This is a genomic window from Nonomuraea sp. NPDC050680, assembly GCF_040654555.1.
In the GTDB taxonomy this organism is placed as follows: domain Bacteria; phylum Actinomycetota; class Actinomycetes; order Streptosporangiales; family Streptosporangiaceae; genus Nonomuraea.
Map to the genome: position 1 here is coordinate 39282 of NZ_JBFAIF010000012.1, position 14793 is coordinate 54074.

The 14793-nt window shown below is 71.2% G+C and carries 13 protein-coding genes and 1 pseudogene; 9 read left to right on the forward strand and 5 right to left on the reverse strand.

What is annotated here, in order from left to right:
• Window positions 1–2 precede the first annotated feature (2 nt).
• The 5 genes from AB0H88_RS32635 (at window position 3) to AB0H88_RS32655 (ending at window position 6482) form a co-directional block, all read left to right on the forward strand.
• Window positions 3–698 carry a response regulator transcription factor gene (locus tag AB0H88_RS32635; protein ID WP_357651246.1) on the forward strand — a complete coding sequence of 232 codons (696 nt, stop codon included), beginning with the start codon at window positions 3–5 and terminating at the stop codon, window positions 696–698.
• Window positions 698–2119 carry a HAMP domain-containing sensor histidine kinase gene (locus AB0H88_RS32640; protein WP_357651248.1) on the forward strand — a complete coding sequence of 474 codons (1422 nt, stop codon included), beginning with the start codon at window positions 698–700 and terminating at the stop codon, window positions 2117–2119. Before AB0H88_RS32635 ends, AB0H88_RS32640 begins: the two co-directional genes overlap by 1 nt.
• 65 nt (window positions 2120–2184) lie before the next feature.
• Window positions 2185–2841, forward strand: coding sequence for a response regulator transcription factor (locus tag AB0H88_RS32645; protein ID WP_357651638.1), 657 nt, complete (start codon window positions 2185–2187; stop codon window positions 2839–2841).
• 9 nt (window positions 2842–2850) lie between these two features.
• The gene (locus AB0H88_RS32650; protein WP_357651250.1) at window positions 2851–4710 is read left to right on the forward strand and encodes a GTPase domain-containing protein; all 1860 of its coding nucleotides are present in this window, start codon (window positions 2851–2853) and stop codon (window positions 4708–4710) included.
• Complete coding sequence (locus tag AB0H88_RS32655; protein ID WP_357651252.1) at window positions 4707–6482, forward strand: GTPase; 1776 nt, start codon at window positions 4707–4709, stop codon at window positions 6480–6482. Before AB0H88_RS32650 ends, AB0H88_RS32655 begins: the two co-directional genes overlap by 4 nt.
• A 26-nt stretch (window positions 6483–6508) precedes the next feature.
• Here the strand turns inward: AB0H88_RS32655 and AB0H88_RS32660 are convergent, their stop codons facing one another.
• The 4 genes from AB0H88_RS32660 to tdh are packed head-to-tail and all read right to left on the reverse strand — an operon-like array spanning window position 6509 to window position 10844.
• Window positions 6509–7636 carry an MFS transporter gene (locus AB0H88_RS32660; protein ID WP_357651254.1) on the reverse strand — a complete coding sequence of 376 codons (1128 nt, stop codon included), beginning with the start codon at window positions 7634–7636 and terminating at the stop codon, window positions 6509–6511.
• Window positions 7637–7690: 54 nt separating this feature from the next.
• The gene (locus AB0H88_RS32665) at window positions 7691–8605 is read right to left on the reverse strand and encodes a LysR family transcriptional regulator (protein ID WP_357651256.1); all 915 of its coding nucleotides are present in this window, start codon (window positions 8603–8605) and stop codon (window positions 7691–7693) included.
• A 35-nt stretch (window positions 8606–8640) separates the two neighbouring features.
• Entirely contained in the window at window positions 8641–9816 is a 1176-nt protein-coding gene (locus tag AB0H88_RS32670) for a glycine C-acetyltransferase (protein WP_357651258.1), read from the reverse strand.
• Window positions 9816–10844 (reverse strand): L-threonine 3-dehydrogenase, encoded by a 1029-nt coding sequence (tdh, locus tag AB0H88_RS32675; RefSeq protein ID WP_357651260.1) that lies wholly within the window; start codon window positions 10842–10844, stop codon window positions 9816–9818. Before tdh ends, AB0H88_RS32670 begins: the two co-directional genes overlap by 1 nt.
• A gap of 224 nt (window positions 10845–11068) precedes the next feature.
• On the opposite strand from tdh, the gene AB0H88_RS32680 reads away from it, so the two are divergent.
• From AB0H88_RS32680 to AB0H88_RS32690, 3 genes are read left to right on the forward strand one after another with little or no spacing between them, the layout of a single operon-like run.
• On the forward strand, window positions 11069–12262 hold the full coding sequence (locus tag AB0H88_RS32680; protein ID WP_357651262.1) for a Gfo/Idh/MocA family oxidoreductase: 1194 nt from the start codon (window positions 11069–11071) through the stop codon (window positions 12260–12262).
• 30 nt (window positions 12263–12292) lie between these two features.
• The gene (locus tag AB0H88_RS32685) at window positions 12293–12880 is read left to right on the forward strand and encodes an RNA polymerase sigma factor (protein ID WP_357651264.1); all 588 of its coding nucleotides are present in this window, start codon (window positions 12293–12295) and stop codon (window positions 12878–12880) included.
• Window positions 12877–13440 carry a hypothetical protein gene (locus AB0H88_RS32690; RefSeq protein WP_357651644.1) on the forward strand — a complete coding sequence of 188 codons (564 nt, stop codon included), beginning with the start codon at window positions 12877–12879 and terminating at the stop codon, window positions 13438–13440. Before AB0H88_RS32685 ends, AB0H88_RS32690 begins: the two co-directional genes overlap by 4 nt.
• 182 nt (window positions 13441–13622) lie before the next feature.
• On the opposite strand, the pseudogene AB0H88_RS32695 reads toward AB0H88_RS32690, so the two are convergent.
• Window positions 13623–13976 (reverse strand): annotated as a pseudogene (locus AB0H88_RS32695) (helix-turn-helix transcriptional regulator); the annotation flags it as partial.
• 140 nt (window positions 13977–14116) lie between these two features.
• Here AB0H88_RS32695 and AB0H88_RS32700 point away from each other — a divergent pair.
• Entirely contained in the window at window positions 14117–14761 is a 645-nt protein-coding gene (locus tag AB0H88_RS32700) for a hypothetical protein (RefSeq protein ID WP_357651266.1), read from the forward strand.
• Window positions 14762–14793 lie beyond the last annotated feature (32 nt).

Consider the following 14793-nt stretch of genomic DNA (forward strand, 5'->3'; position numbering starts at 1 on the left):
AGATGATGGAAGCGCGACTGCTGATCGTCGAGGACGACCCCAACATCCTCGAACTCCTCGCCGCGAGCCTGAGGTTCGCGGGTTTCGACGTGTGTACGGCCAAGAGCGGCCTCGACGCCGTCACCGCCGTCCAACGGCACCGTCCTGACCTGGTCGTCCTTGACGTCATGCTGCCCGACCTCGACGGTTTCGAGATCGTCCGGCGGCTGCGCGGCGGGGGTGTGCACGTGCCCGTGGTCTTCCTGACCGCGCGCGACGAGACCGAGGACAAGATCCGCGGGCTGACGATCGGCGGCGACGACTACGTCACCAAGCCGTTCAGCCTCGAAGAGGTGGTCGCCAGGATCCACGCGGTGCTCCGCCGTACCAGCGGGGAGTCGCCGGCGCCGCCGCCCAGGCTGACGTTCGCCGACATCGAGCTGGACGAGGAGAGCCACGAGGTGTGGCGCGGCGGCAACGCCGTATCGCTGTCGCCGACCGAGTTCAAGCTGCTGCGCTACTTCATGACGAACGCGGGCCGGGTGCTGTCGAAGCCGCAGATCCTCGACCACGTCTGGGACTACGACTTCAGGGGTGAGGTCGGGATCGTTGAGTCCTACGTGTCGGTGCTCCGCCGAAAGATCGACAACCGCAACCCGCGGCTCATTCACACGCTGCGCGGTGTCGGATACGTCCTGCGGCTGCCGCCGAGTCCGTGATGCGCGGCCTGCCGCTCAGGATCAAGCTCATCGCCGCGATGCTGGCGCTGCTCGGCGTCGGGCTGACCTTCATCGGCGTGGTGAGCGTCTCCGTGCTGCACGGCTACCTGATGAACCGGGTCGACAGCCAGATCCAGCTCCTGGCCATACGCGTGGAGAACAAGCTCAAGCACGACCAGGAGAAGCGCGATCGGGGCAAAGAGATCAACGACAAGATGGCGTTGATCGAGTCCGACACGATTGTGCTGGTGAAGCCGCCGGGCGGGGAGCTCGCGCCGGTGTTCGGCGACCGCGACGTCGACGCGCGGCCGAGGCCGCTGCTGTCGCCCACGCCGGGAGCCAACCTCTACACGACGCGGGCGGTCAGCGGCGACGGCGAGTGGCGGGTGCTGCAGACCTCGACGGTGGTGGGCGATTACGTGATCGCCGCGGACCTGGAGGAGGTCAGGGACATCACCCGGCGGCTCGGCCTCATCGAACTGCTGGGCGGCGGCGGCATCCTGCTCATCCTCGCCGTCGTGGGCGTCGCGATGGTCCGGCGGAGCATGCGTCCGCTGGCCGAGATCGAGAGTACGGCCGAGGCCATCGCTGGGGGCGAGCTCGGCCGCCGGGTGCCGGCCGGCGACCCGCGTACGGAGGTGGGCCGCCTGGCCCTGTCGCTCAACGGGATGCTCGCGCAGATCGAGGCCGCGTTCACCGCCCGATCCGCGTCCGAGGCGGCGGCCCGCCGCTCCGAGGACCGGATGCGCCAGTTCATCGGCGACGCCTCGCACGAGCTGCGCACCCCGCTCACCTCGATCCGCGGCTTCGCCGAGTACGCCAGGCAGAACCAGAAGGCCGACGCCGTCGAGCTGATGCAGCGCGTGGAGAAGGCCGCGGGCAGGATGAGCCTGCTCGTGGACGACCTGCTGCTGCTCGCCCGCGTCGACCAGCAGCGGCCGCTGCGCATGCGGCCGGTCGACATGCTGGCGCTGGCCGCCGACGCGGTGCACGACGCGCGCATCCTGGCGCCCGACCGGGTGATCAGCCTGGACGTCGTCGGCGGCGCGGCCCTGATCGTCTCCGGCGACGAGGTACGCCTGCGCCAGGTGGTCACCAACCTCATGACCAACGCCCTGACCCACACCGAGCCGGGCACTCCGGTGACGGTGCGAGTGGGAGCAGGGGCCGACAAGGCGTTCCTGGAAGTGGGCGACAAGGGGCCCGGCCTCACGCCCGAGCAGGTCGAGCGGGTGTTCGAGCGGTTCTACCGGGCCGACTCGGCCAGATCGCGGCACCGTTCGGGCGAGGACCGGGGCAGCGGGCTCGGCCTGGCCATCGTGCAGGCGCTGGTACGGGCGCACGGCGGCACGGTGCTGCTGGACAGCGCGCCGGGCTCGGGCTCCACCTTCCGGGTCGAACTCCCACTCGCCTTGGAGTGAGCGTTCAGCTATTCCTCAGCCTCCTGAGTCACTCTGAGTAGGTGACTAGACCCGAGGCGCTGATCATGGTGGTGGACGACGAGCCCAGCATCCGAGACCTGCTGTCCGCGAGTCTGCGCTTCTCCGGCTTCGAGGTGCTGACCGCCGCCGACGGCTACGAGGCCGTGGAGGTGGCCGAGCGGACCAATCCGGACCTGGTCGTGCTCGACGTCATGCTGCCCGATCTCGACGGGTTCGAGGTGGCCAGGCGGATCGGCGTACCGGTGCTCTTCCTGACCGCCCGCGACAACACCGAGGACAAGATCGTCGGGCTGGGCGTGGGCGACGACTACGTGACCAAGCCGTTCAGTCTGGAGGAGGTCCAGGCCAGGATCCGCGCGGTGCTCCGCCGTACCCGAGGGGAGAACACCCCCGCGAGCCGCCTCCAGGTCGCCGACCTGGAGCTGGACGAGGAGGCCCGCGAGGTCTGGCGTAACGGGCGGCAGGTACGGCTGTCGCCGACCGAGTTCAAGCTGCTGCACTACTTCATGTCCAACGCCGGCCGAGTGCTGTCCAAGGCGCAGATCCTCGACCACGTGTGGAACTACGACTTCGGCGGCGACGCCGGCGTGGTCGAGTCGTACGTCTCCTACCTGCGGCGCAAGGTCGACGACGTCGAGCCCAGGCTCATCCACACGCTGCGCAGCGTCGGATATGTGCTGCGGGAGCCCCCGGCGGGCTAGCGTGGTCCTATGGATCTGCTGGGCGCGTTGGAGGGGTTGCGCCACCGGCTCGATCGCGAGCTGTTCCCGCTCGAGATCGGCCCGGCCGCCGACGACCGCCGCGCGCTCAAGGAGCTGACCGGCCAGCTCGACGACTACCTGCTGCCCAGGCTGCGGGCCATCGACGCGCCGCTGCTGGCCGTGGTCGGCGGCTCCACCGGCGCGGGCAAGTCGACCCTGGTCAACTCGCTGGTCGGGGCCGACGTCGCCGAGCCGGGCGTGCTGCGGCCCACCACGCTGGTGCCGACGCTGGTGGTGAGCCCGGCCGACCGCGAGTGGTTCATGGGCCAGAACGTGCTCCCGGGCCTGTCCCGCGCCACCGGTTCCGCCACCGGTTCCGCTGCCGGTTCCGCTGCCGGTTCCACTGCCGGATCCGCAGTCGGGGCGCTGCGGGTGGTCACCTCCGCGTCGCTCGGCGCCGGGCTGGCGCTGCTGGACGCGCCCGACATCGACTCGGTGGTGACCGCGAACCGCGAGCTGGCCGCCCAACTGCTGGCCGCCGCCGACCTGTGGCTGTTCGTCACCACCGCCGCCCGCTACGCCGACGAGGTGCCGTGGAGCTTCCTGCGCTCCGCGCGCGAACGCAGCACGGCGCTGGCCCTCGTGCTCGACCGCGTGCCCGCCGAGGCCGTCGAGCCCGTCACCCGCGACCTCGAACGCCTGCTGGTTGAGAACGGTCTCGACGGCACCCGGCTGTTCACCGTGCCCGAGGCGGCGCTGCCGTCGGAGAAGGCGCGGCTGCCCGCCGAGCTGGTCTCGCCGATCTCCGCCTGGCTGTCCGAGCTGGCCGCCGACGCGGCCGAACGGTCCCGGGTCGTCCGGCAGACGCTGTCCGGGGCGCTCGACAGCCTGGTCACGCGGGTGCCGCTGCTGGCCGACGCCGTCACGCGGCAGCAGGCCGGGTTCGACGGGCTGCGGTCCATCGTGTCGGGGGCCTACGCGGGCGGGCTGGCCGACTTCGACGAGGGCATGCGCGACGGGTCGCTGCTGCGCGGCGAGGTGCTGGCCCGCTGGCAGGACTTCATCGGCACCGGCGACCTGATGCGATCGCTGGAGAGCCGGGTCGGCTGGCTGCGTGACCGCATCGCCGGGTTCTTCACCGGGCAGGCGCCCGCCGCGTCGCTGCGTGACGCGCTGGAGAGCGGCGTCGAGACGCTGATCAGAGGCGCCGCCGACGGGGCCGCCGAGCGCAGCCTGGAGGGCTGGTCGGCCGCTCCCGGCGGGCCCGGGATCATCGCCCGCGTCGGCGCGGTGGACGCGGCCCGGCTCGGCCGGACCTCCCCCGACCTGGGCAAGCGGGCCTCGGCGGCGGTGCGGGGGTGGCAGGAATACGTTCTCGACCTCGTACGCCACGAGGGCGCCGAGAAGCGGACCACGGCCAGGATCGCCTCCTTCGGCGTGAACGGGGCCGGGCTGCTGCTGATGCTGGCCGTTTTCGCCTCCACAGGTGGGCTGACGGGCATCGAGGTGGGGATCGCGGGCGGCACGAGCGTGCTGTCACAGAAGCTGCTGGAGGCGGTGTTCGGCGATCAGGCGGTGCGGACGCTGACCATTCAGGCGCGGGACGATCTGCGGGAGCGGGTGCGGGTGCTGCTGGAGGAGGAGGCGGGGCGGTTCACCGCGCTGCTGGCGGAGGTCGAGCCACCGGCCGGGGCGGCGGACGCCCTGCGGGAGGCCGCTCAATCGGTCCGTACCCATCGCGCCGAGCTGCCGTCGGGCCCGGCGCCGATCGACGTCGGTGAAGGCGTCGGTGAAGGAGTTGGTGAAGGCGCTGGTGAAGGCGTCGGTGACGGTGCCATCGAAGGTATCGCCGAAGGTGAGGGGTCGTGAAGCTGCTGCGCCGCAAGGAGGGGCCTTCGCTGGACTCCCGGCTGGCCGCGCTGCTGGAGGCGGCCGAGCTGGCCGAGGGGCGGCTGCCGGCCGACGTGGTGTCCGACGCGCGGGCGGTGGCGGAGCGGGCCGGGACGCGCCGGAGCCTGTCGGTCGACCACACCGTGGCGGCACTGGCCGGGGCCACGGGGAGCGGGAAGTCGTCGCTGTTCAACGCGCTGGCCGGAGATGAGCTGGCGGCCGTGGGCGTCACCCGGCCGACCACCTCGACCGCGCAGGCGGCGCTGTGGGACGGGACGGGCGCGGGTCCGCTGCTCGACTGGCTGGAGATTCCCCGACGGCACACCCCACAGGCCGCAGTCGAGCCCGCCGCGCCCGCTGGGTCCGTCGCGCCCGCTGGGTCCGTCGCGCCCGCTGGGTCCGTCGCGCCCGCTGGGTCCGCTGTGCCTGCCCCGCCCGGCCGGGCGACTCCGGTCGCTGATGCTGATTTTTCCGGACTTATCCTGCTAGACCTCCCCGATCATGACTCCATCAGGCTGGCGCACCGCCTGGAGGTCGACCGGCTGGTGGAGCTCGTGGATCTGCTGGTGTGGGTGCTGGACCCGCAGAAGTACGCCGACGCGGCGGTGCACGAGCGCTACCTGCGCCCGCTGTCCGGGCACCGGGAGGTGATGGTGGTGGTGCTCAACCAGATCGACCGCCTGCCGCCCCACGCGGTGGACCGGTGCCTGGGCGACCTGCGCCGCCTCCTGGACGACGACGGGCTGACCGGGGTGCCCATCCTCGGCGTCTCCGCGCGCACCGGCGCGGGCCTGGCCGACCTGCGCGAGCTGCTGGCCAAGCGGGTGGCCGAGCGCCGCTCCTGGTCCGCCCGCCTGTCCGCCGACGTCTCCGCCGCCGCCGACCGGCTGGCCGACCCGTCCCCCGGCTCCGGTACGCCGGGTGGCGCGGTGGCAGGTGGCTCCGGTACGCCGGGTGGCGCGCTGGCGGGCCTGGGGACGCCGCTCACCGACGCGTTGTCCGAGGCCGCCGGGGTGCCGCTGGTCGTGGCGGCCGTCAGCAAGGGGCACCGGCATCGGGCCGTGGTCGCCACCGGCTGGCCCGTCACCAAGTGGGTCCGGCGCTTCCGGCCCGACCCGTTGCGCAGGCTGCGCATCGGTGCGAGCAGCGCGGTCAAGCCGGCCGACCGGGAGATCGTCGGCCGCACGTCCGTACCGGCTGCTTCGGCCGTACAGAAGGCTCAGGTCGAGACCGCTCTCAGGGACGTCGGTGAGGCGGCGGCGAGTGACCTGGCGGGGGTGTGGGCGGCGGCGGTGCGGCAGGCGGCGCGGTCGCGGGCCGGGGACCTGGCCGACGCCGTGGACCGGGCGGTGGCGACCACCTCGCTCGGGGCGACCCGGCGGCCGAGGTGGTGGCGGGCGGTGGGGGTGCTGCAGTGGCTGGTGTTCGCCGTCATGGTGGCCGGTGGGCTCTGGCTGGGAGCGCTGTTCGGCATGGACTACCTGCGCCTGCCCCAGCCGCCCCTGCCGACGGTGGGTGTGGTGCCGTGGCCCACAGTGCTGCTGGGCGGGGGTGCGCTGGCCGGGGTGGCGATCGCGCTGCTGTCCCGGCTGGCGGCCTGGGCGGGTGGGCACCGCCGGGCGCGGCGCGTGGCGAAGGCGCTGCGGGCGGCCATCGCGCAGGTGGGCGCCGACTACGTACTCGATCCGGTGGAGGGCGAACTGGCCAGGCACGCCCGCTTCACCGAGGCGATCACCCGCGCCCGCGCCTGACGGGCCCCCTACGTGCTCAGAACCGGTCAGGGGCGGCCGACGGGCCCGAGGAGGAGGCTCGACAGGACCGCGGCCAGGCAGGCGAAACCGGCGGCCACCAGAAACGGCAACGACGGCCCGAACTGCTGCCCCACCACCCCCGCCACTCCCGACCCCACTGCGGCCCCCATGCTCGCCGCCGTCGACACCCACCCGAACGCCTCCGCCTGCGCCCGTGGCGCGAACTCGTCCACCAGCAGGGACGTGGTCGTCAGCGCGGGGTTCAGCATGAGGCCCCCGACGAAGAGCACCACCCAGAACAGCGGCAGCGAGGACACCAGCACCAGCGGCGCCAACGCGAGACCGAAGACCAGGACCAGCCCGCTCAGCCTGCGGGCGGGCGCGGCGGTCCACTGGCGGGCGCCGTAGACGGCCGCGCCGGCGACGCCGCCCAGCGCCAGCGCCGCCACCAGCAGGCCCGTCGCGGCCGGAATGCCCTGGGCCACCGCGAGAGCGGGCACCCCGACGTCCAGCGCCCCTATGGCCCCGCCGAGCAGGACGACCACGCCGAGCAGCAGTCGCATGCCGACATGCCGGAACACCCGGCCCCGGCCCGCCGACAGCGAGGGAGCGGTGATCCGCAGCGCCCGCGAGAAGGCCAGCGTGCCTGCCCCCGCGGCGGCGGCCACCACGCCCAGCCCCACTGACGCCGACACCAGCGCGATCAGCAGCCCGAACAGCAGCGGACCGGTGAGGATGGCCAGCTCCTGCACCAGATACACCAGGCTGTAGGCGGCGGTACGTCCCTCCGCGGCCATCCGGCCGCCCCACTCGATGCGCATCGTCACCGAGATCGGCGGCAACCCGGCCCCCGCCGTCCAGGCCAGCGCCACGATCGTCCACCCCGGCCAGCCGGACCCGGCGCCGACCACCAGCGCTATCAGGGCCGTGACGTGCGCTGACGCGCTGACGGCCAGCACCCCGCGCGGCCCCCGACGGTCGATGAGGCGCCCCTGGACCGGCCGGGCCATCCCCGCGCCGACGCCTAACGCCGCCGCGGCCAGCCCCGCCAGCACGAGCGAGCCGCTCGACGCCTGCACCACCAGCACGATCCCCACCGGCGCGACCTGCTGGGTGAGCTGGGCCAGGAACCCGAGCACAGCCTGCGCAGTCACCCCAGGCAGGCCGAATAACTTCTGGTACGGCATGCCTGGCCTCATATGTCAGTGTCACCCGTTTCCGAGGGAGCCCGCGATCGTGTGCAGGGTGTCGAGCAAGGGGCGGAGAAGAGGGTGGGTCTCGGCGCCACGGCGTACGGCCGCGAAGACGCGTCGCTCGGGACCCGGCGTGCGGCGTACCGCCACCCCGGGCAGCACCATGTCACGAAGCGCCAGTCTGGGCACGAGCGCCACGCCCGCACCGGCGCCGACCAGCGCCACCACGGCGCGGAAGTCGTCGGAGCAGTGTGCGAAGTCCGGCGAGAAGCCGGCCTGCTCGCAGGCGAACGTGATCACGTCGTGGACGGGATTGCCGGGATAGGGGCCGATCCACGTCTCGCCGGCGAGATCGCCGAGCCCGACCGAGGGGGCGCCGGAGCTAGTCAGGGGGTGGTCCTGCGGGAGGACCAGGTCGAACGGCTCCGCGTACAGGGCGGACCGGTGCAGGCGAGGGTCGGCCGCGTCGGGGGCGCCTCGGTATTCGACCGCGATGGCCAGGTCGGCCCGGTCGTCGAGCAGCATGGACAGGCTGTGGTCGCCCTCGGCGTCGAGCACCCGTACCCGCAGCCCTGGCGAGTCGGTGCGGAGGGACGTGATGGCGGGGGAGAGCACGGCGCTGATCGCGGTGGCGAAGCAGGCGACGGTCACCTCGCCCGCGGCGCCCGTGGTGTAGGCGGCGACCTCGGCCTCGGCGCGTTCGAGCTGGGCGAGCACCTCGTTGGCGTGGGTCAGCATGATCTGGCCGACGGCGGTCAGGCGCACGCCGCGCGCGTCGCGGGTGAACAGCCGGTGTCCCACCTCGTGTTCCAGCGCCAGGAGCTGCTGGGACACGGCCGACGGGGTGAGGTGCAAGGCGGCGGCCGCGGCGGTGACCGTGCCGTGGTCGGCCACCGCGCGCAGCGTACGCAACCGCCGCGTGTCTATCACGCAGCGAGAATACTCAGCGTCCGCACCGGGCGGGGTCAGCGGGGCGGGCGGGCCTTGATGAAGGCGTCGACCGCGCGGTCCACGTCCTCGGCGGAGTGGGCCGCCGACAGCTGGACCCGGATCCGGGCCTGGCCGTGGGGTACGACCGGGTAGGAGAAGCCGATCACGTACACCCCGAGCTCCAGCAGCCGCTCGGCCATGGCCCCGGCCTCGGCGGCGTCGCCGATCATCACCGGGGTGATCGGATGGTCGCCGGGCAGGATGTCGAACCCGGCCTCGGCCATCTTGGCGCGGAAGCGGGCGGTGTTGGCGCGCAGTTGCTCGCGCGCCTCGCTGGAGGTCTCCAGCAGGTCGAGAATGCGCAGCGAGGCCGAGGCGATGACCGGGGCGAGCGAGTTGGAGAACAGGTACGGGCGGGAGCGCTGGCGCAGCAGCTCGCAGATCTCCTTGCGCGCCGCGACGTAGCCGCCGCTGGCCCCGCCGAGCGCCTTGCCCAGGGTGCCGGTGATGATGTCCACCCGGTCGGTGACGCCGTGCAACTCGGGCGTGCCGCGTCCGGTCGGCCCGACGAAGCCCACGGCGTGGGAGTCGTCGACCATGACCATCGCGTCGTAGCGTTCGGCCAGGTCGCAGATGTCGGCCAGCGGCGCCAGATAACCGTCCATGGAGAACACGCCGTCGGTCACGATCAGCCGCCGCCGCGCGTCGGACGCCTCCTTCAGCCTGGCCTCCAGCTCGGCCATGTCGCGGTTGGCGTAGCGGTAGCGCCGGGCCTTCGACAGCCGGATGCCGTCGATGATGCTCGCGTGGTTCAGGGCGTCGGAGATCACCGCGTCCTGCGCGTCGAGCAGCGTCTCGAAGACGCCGCCGTTCGCGTCGAAGCACGAGCTGTAGAGGACGGAGTCCTCCTGGCCGAGGAAGTGTGAAAGGCGGCCTTCGAGCTCCTTGTGCACTTCCTGGGTGCCGCAGATGAACCGTACCGAGGCCATCCCGAAGCCCCAGCGGTCGAGCGCCTCCTTGGCGGCCGCGATCACCGCGGGGTGGTCGGCCAGGCCGAGGTAGTTGTTGGCGCAGAAGTTCAGCACCTGTCGCCCGGCCACGCCCACCTGCGAGCTCTGCGGCGTGGTGATCACCCGCTCGGGCTTGTGCAGCCCCGCCTCGGTGATCTCGTCGAGCGTCGCACGCAGCTGATCGCGTACGTTCGTGAACATCAAGCGCTCCAATCCAGGATGACCTTGCCCGTGCGGCCGCTGGCGGCCGTGTCGAAGGCGGCGTCGAACTCGCCGTACGGGTAGCGGTCGGTGATCACCGGAGACAGGTCGAGGCCCTTCTCCAGCAGCACCGACATGTTGTACCAGGTCTCGAACATCTCGCGGCCGTAGATGCCCTTGATGGTGAGCATCGAGGTCACCACCGTGGCCCAGTCGATGGCGAACTCCTCGGCGGGCAGCCCGAGCATCGCGATCTTCCCGCCGTGCGTCATGTTCGCGATCATGTCGCGGACGGCCCGTGGGTTCCCGGACATCTCCAGCCCGACGTCGAAGCCCTCGCGCATGCCGAGCCGCGTGATGCCGTCGGCGATCGAGGTCCGCGCGACGTTCAGGGCCAGTGAGACGCCGACCTTGCCGGCCAGGTTCAGCCGTTCCTCGCTGACGTCGGTGATCACCACGTTGCGCGCGCCCACGTGCGTGGCCACCGCCGCCGCCATCAGCCCGATCGGGCCCGCGCCCGTGACCAGCACGTCCTCGCCGACCAGCGGGAACGACAGCGCGGTGTGTACGGCGTTGCCGAACGGATCGAAGATGGCCGCCACGTCGGGATGAACCGGCACCCGGTGCACCCACACGTTGGAGGCGGGCAGCGTGACGTATTCGGCGAAGGCGCCGTCCCTGTTGACGCCGAGTCCGATGGTGTTGCGGCACAGATGGCGGCGCCCGGCCATGCAGTTGCGGCACTTTCCGCAGACGATGTGCCCCTCGCCGCTCACCAGGTCGCCGACGGAGATGTCCTCGACGCCGTGCGCGACCTCGACCACGTGCCCGGAGAACTCATGCCCCACGATCAGCGGAAGCTTCAGAGTTTGCCGCGCCCAATCGTCATATTTCCGGATGTGGAGGTCGGTGCCGCAGATGCCGGTACGTAGCACTCGGATCAGCACCTCGCCCGGACCCGGTGTGGGCTCCGGCACGTCGGCCAGCCGCAATCCGGGCTCGGCTCGATCCTTGACCAGCGCTTTCATGACTCCACTCTCCCCTGTGTCCCCGAACCTAACGCACTGTGCCCGCTCTCTGAGGGAGGTGTCCATCGAGGGATTCTTAAGTGCCCCCACAGCTCCCCTTCACGCCCGCCTGCACGCCCTCAGGGGGCATGCCCGATCTCGCGCCGTTCGCCCACGGAGGGCGTGCCCGATGTCGCACTATTCGCGGTGGTTTTTTGCATAAACGAGCGCTAGCCTCTCAAGACGTGGACATCGTCACTGGAGTGGAAGACCTGCGCATCGGAGTCATCGGCCTCGGCCTGCGCGCGAACCTGGCCCGCTACGCCCATCGGCCAGGTCAGGGCTCGGTCGTGACCGCGCTCTGCGACTCCGACCCCGCGGTACTCAAGAGCCAGGCCGGGCACTTCGACGCGGAGTTCCTGACCGAGGACTACCGCCGGCTGCTCGACCGCGACGACCTCGACGCGGTCATCGTGCTGACGCCCGACGACACGCACGAGCGCGTCGCGATCGACTGCCTGGAGGCCGGCAAGGCCGTCTACCTGGAGAAGCCGCTGGCCATCACCGTGGAGGGCTGCGACAACATCTTGCGCGCGGCGCGGCGTACCGGGACCCGGCTGTACGTGGGGCACAACATGCGCCACATGGGCGTGGTCCGGCTGATGCGCGACATCATCCAGCAGGGCGTCATCGGCGAGCCGAAGACGGTCTGGGTGCGCCACTTCGTGTCCTACGGCGGCGACTACTACTTCAAGGACTGGCACGCCGACCGCACCCGGACCACGGGCCTGCTCCTGCAGAAGGCCGCGCACGACCTCGACGTGATCCACTGGCTGGCCGGCGGCTACACGACCAGGGTGAACGCCCTCGGCGACCTCATGCTCTACGGCGACCTGCCGCGCCGCGAGCCGGGCTCGCCCCGGCCGGCGGGCTGGCTGAGCGAGTACGAGTGGCCGCCCACCAGCCGCGCCGACCTCAACCACGTCGTCGACGTCGAGGACGTGTCGGTGATGAACATGCGCCTCGACAACGGCGTCATCGCCGCCTACCAGCAGTGCCACTTCACCCCCGACTACGTGCGCAACTACACGGTCATCGGCACGGAGGGCCGGCTGGAGAACTTCGGCGACGGCCCCGGCGACACGGTCAAGGTCTGGAACACCGGGCCGTCGGGCTACCGGGGGGACGGTGACATCGCGTACCGGGTGCCCGACGCCACCGGCTCGCACGGTGGTGCCGACGCGGACATCATGCGGGAGTTCTGCGGATTCGTCCGGAACGGCGGGGTCACCGACACCTCCCCGGTGGCCGCCCGGATGAGCGTCGCCGCCGGTTACATGGCCACGATGTCGCTGCGCGACGGCGGCATGCCGTACGACGTCCCGCCGCTCGACCCGGACCTGGCGGCGTACTTCGACCGGGGACAGCTGGAACTCTGACGCGCGGGCGGACAGTCCCTCTATGTGGATATGTCGATACGTGCCCTGATACGCGCCGGGGACAAGGCGGCCTTCGCGCAGCTCTTCGACGACTACGCGAAGGCCGTGTACAACCATGCCTTCCGCCTGACCGCGAACTGGTCCGCGGCCGAGGACGTGATGGCGCTGACCTTCCTCGAAGCGTGGAGGTTACGCGGCCGGATCGACGCCGAGGGCGGCTCGCTGCGGCCATGGCTGCTCGGCATCGCCACGAACGTGGCCCGCAACGCCCGCCGGGCCGCCCGCAGGCACGACGACGCGCTGGCCAGGATGCCCAGAGGCGAGAGCGTGCCGGACTTCGCCGACGAGATCGTGGGCCGGATCGACGACGCCGGGCGGCTGGCCGCCGTCCGCGCGGCCTACGACTCGCTGCGCCGCCAGGAGCAGGACGTGTTCGCGCTCTGCGTCTGGTCCGGGCTCGGCTACGCGGAGGCGGCCGAGGCGCTCGGCGTCCCCGTGGGCACGGTACGGTCCCGGTTGTCACGAGCGCGTCAGAAACTCGGCCAACTCGCGGAACCGCCGCCCGCGCCCCGACAGGTAGTAGGTGACCAAGGCCCCGCAAAGGAGGAGATCCGATGAGCTGGCCATACGACCGCGATCTTCCCGAGGGCCGTCACCGACTGCTCAAGGAGTTCGTGATGACCGAGATAGACAAGCCGAAGCGGCGCCTGCTGCGGCCCATCGTCCTGGCGCCCGCGCTGGGCCTGGCCGCCGCGGCGGCCGTGGCGATCCCGCTGCTGTTCGGCGGCACCCCCGCGTACGCCATCGCCGACAACCCCGACGGCACCGTCAACGTCAAGATCAACGAAGTGAAGGACGCCGACAAGCTCCAGGCGGACCTGCGCGCCAAGGGGATCGACGTGGTGGTGACCTACATCCCCCGGGGCAAGAAGTGCAGTCCGCAGCCCCGCGCCGCGCACTTCCTGCCGAAGGACGTGCAGCTCGTGGTCTGGCCCCCGAAGGAGGAGGGCTTCACCATCGATCCGAGCGTCATCAAGGAGGGACAGACGGGGGTGCTGGAGTTCAGCGTCAGTGAGGTCAACGGTGGCGTCGTGGCGGGCATCTGGGCGCGCGTCGCCGAGGGCCCGGTCGCCGACTGCACGCTGGTCGACACCACGGACGCGCCACTGTCGCACTGAGCGCACGCGGAACGGAGGCCGCGGAACGGCCGGCGGCTTTGACGGGGGCGTCGGCCGTACGCGGTCATTCCAGATAGGCGGTCATGCGGTGCTGAGGAAGCATCCGCTGATGAAGGGCTGACCCGCCCGGCCCGCCGCCTGCGCCGCGGCCGTGGGCGGGCCAGCTCGTGCAGGTGCGCGACGGCGTCCTCCTCCAGGGTCAGCGCGACCGCCAGCGCCTCGAGCACCTGCGCCGACGGATGCCTGTCCCGGCCCTGCTCCAGGCGGATGTAGTAGTCCGTGCTGACGCCAGCGAGCATCGCGATGTCTTCGAGGTTATGCACGACCCTGCGCAACCGGGTGGGCCTGCCACTCCCAGGCTGCGCCGTGCGGAGTTGGGGTTCCTGGCTTGGAAAAGCCGTTCTAACTGTGCAACACTGTTGCACAGTTAGAACATGGTTGGGCGAGGAAGACATCAACACAACGAGATCAACGCGGTCTTCAGGAGGCTGCGCAAGATCCAGACATTGACCGTGGTCGAAGACCACAACGGGCATCGCTGGGGCTGGGTCGAGTGCTCATGTGGCGCTATGCCCTACAAAGTGTGGTCGACCCCACGCAATGCCGGAAACCATGCGAAAGGCATTCTCGAATGGGCTTACGAGCATGCTGAATGCGGCACGACCGAGGAGGACTCATGAAGACCTGGAGCTTCCGCATCATGCTGAACCGGGCGCCCAACGACGAAGAGACGGACGCTCTCTACGAAGCAGGTCTGGATGACTGCGCTGTGGCCGGGGGGCCGGATGGCACCGTCTACCTCATGTGCGAGCGCGAGGGGGAGAGTCTCTTGGAGACGATCACGTCTGTGCTCATCCAGGTCAGTAAGGTCAACGAGTTGTGGGCCGTCGGCGTGGGGCAAGGCGATGCGGTGACGCTCGGTGACGCTGCCCGGCGTCACGGGGGGCGCACACAGGCCAGCCTGCGCCAACTCGCCAGCGGACAGCGCGGGCCCGGCGGCTTTCCCGAGCCACTCATCGAGGCCGACAACATCAGCCTCTACTCGTGGGCGGAGATCTCCGAATGGCTGCGTATCGAGTTGGGCGATGACATTCCGCCGGGCAACCGGGAAATCGCACTGGCTGACGCTACGGTCAAGTTGGCCTGCCGAGCAGGTGCTCTGCACCGGGAGTCTCAGGTGCGGGACCTGCTGGAAATGGCCTGCCGTCCCCTCCCGAACGAACCCAAGTCCGAACCGAAGCCCGAACCCAGCTCCGGGGCCAAGCCCGAACCCAGCTCCGGGGCCAAGTCCGGCGCCAAATCCGGGGCCAGAGTTGCCTGACCGGTGCCCGGCGGGGTGGGCGACAAGTCCGA